This window comes from Flavobacterium sp. (genome assembly GCF_004211145.1).
In the GTDB taxonomy this organism is placed as follows: Bacteria; Bacteroidota; Bacteroidia; order Flavobacteriales; family Flavobacteriaceae; genus Flavobacterium.
In genome coordinates this window covers 1-1,568 of the sequence record NZ_SEBS01000079.1, presented here as the reverse complement: position 1 = coordinate 1,568, position 1,568 = coordinate 1, and the positions used below count along the sequence as shown (strand labels likewise).

Genomic DNA, 1,568 nt, shown 5'->3' with positions numbered 1-1,568 from the left:
ATGACTTCAAACCGTTAATAAACACGGCGTCAACCTCTTGCAATATACGAACTTTTTCCAAAGTGATGTCGCCAAGTATCCGAATTGACAATCCCGGTCCCGGAAACGGATGGCGCCCGAGCAATTCAGGATCAATTCCGAGTGTTTTCCCCACGCGGCGGACTTCATCCTTGAACAGCATCCGCAGCGGCTCGACGATTTTCAGCTTCATATAATCGGGCAAACCGCCAACATTATGGTGCGATTTGATTGTAGCCGACGGACCTTTCACCGAAACCGATTCGATCACATCCGGATAAATCGTTCCCTGAGCAAGCCATTTCACGTCTTCGATTCGGTGCGCTTCGTCATCAAAAACCTCGATAAACGTTTTGCCGATGGCTTTTCGCTTGGCTTCAGGTTCTGAAATTCCCGCGAGCGCAGCCATAAAACGGTCGGTCGCATCAACGCCTTTGACGTTCAATCCCATGTGCTGGTATTGATCGAGAACGCTCTGGAACTCGTTTTTGCGAAGCAATCCGTTATTGACGAAAATGCAGTACAATTGCTTGCCGATGGCTTTGTTCAATAAAACGGCGGCAACGGTAGAATCGACTCCGCCCGAAAGCCCGAGCACGACTTTATCGCCGCCGATTTTCTGTTGCAGTTCTGATACGATTTCTTCAACGAACGCATTCGGCGTGAAATTCTGCGGAACATCGGCAATCTTAACAAGGAAATTGTAAAGCATCTGCTTGCCGTCGGTCGAGTGGAAAACTTCGGGATGATACTGGATCGCGTAAGTCGTTTCGCCTTCGATCCGGTACGCCGCGTTTTCGACATCGTTGGTGCTGGCCAATAAAACGCCGCCTGTCGGAAGCCTTTTGATCGTGTCGGAATGCGACATCCAGACCTGCGAATTCTCAAGGACTTCATGAAAGAAATCTTCGCCCGATTTTACATAAGACAAGTTCGCGCGGCCGTATTCACGTGTGTTGGACGGCGCGACTTCGCCTCCGTGAAAATGCGCCAGATATTGAGCGCCATAACATACGGCAAGCAGCGGCATTTTGCCACGGATTTGAGACAGATCGGGATGCGGCGCATCGTCTCCGCGTACCGAAAACGGGCTGCCCGATAAAATCACGGCTTTATAGGTTGATAAATCTTCAGGAACATTGTTGTACGGGAAAATCTCGCAGAAAATATTGAGTTCCCGAACCCGGCGCGCAATGAGTTGTGTGTATTGCGAGCCAAAATCTAAGATGAGGACGTTGTGTTGCATGTGCAAAAGTAGATTAATTTTTTATTCGAAAAAAGCGAAAATAAAATTTTGAAACATGCGTTTCAACCGAAATACACGCCTTTTGTCCGATTAATTTGCGCGCGCGCAACAATCCCCTAATTTGGCCGATCCAAATCTACCCGATGAAAAAATTCCTACATATCGCACTCGTGCTATCTTTAAGCCTGCCATTAATTCAATGCAGCAGCGACGACAGCCAAACTTCCGGCTCGCTCACTGTAAACGGCGCCGAATTCAAGCTCGGCGGATCGGCTTATAACATCATCAAAAGCAGGAGCGAAAC

Annotated in this window: 1 protein-coding gene; it reads right to left on the bottom strand. The window is 48.5% G+C overall.

The window, feature by feature from the left end:
• On the bottom strand, nt 1-1,264 hold a 1,264-nt coding region (gene guaA / locus EOO50_RS17595), incomplete at its 3' end, for a glutamine-hydrolyzing GMP synthase (RefSeq protein WP_290841593.1).
• Between the last annotated feature and the right edge of the window lie 304 nt (nt 1,265-1,568).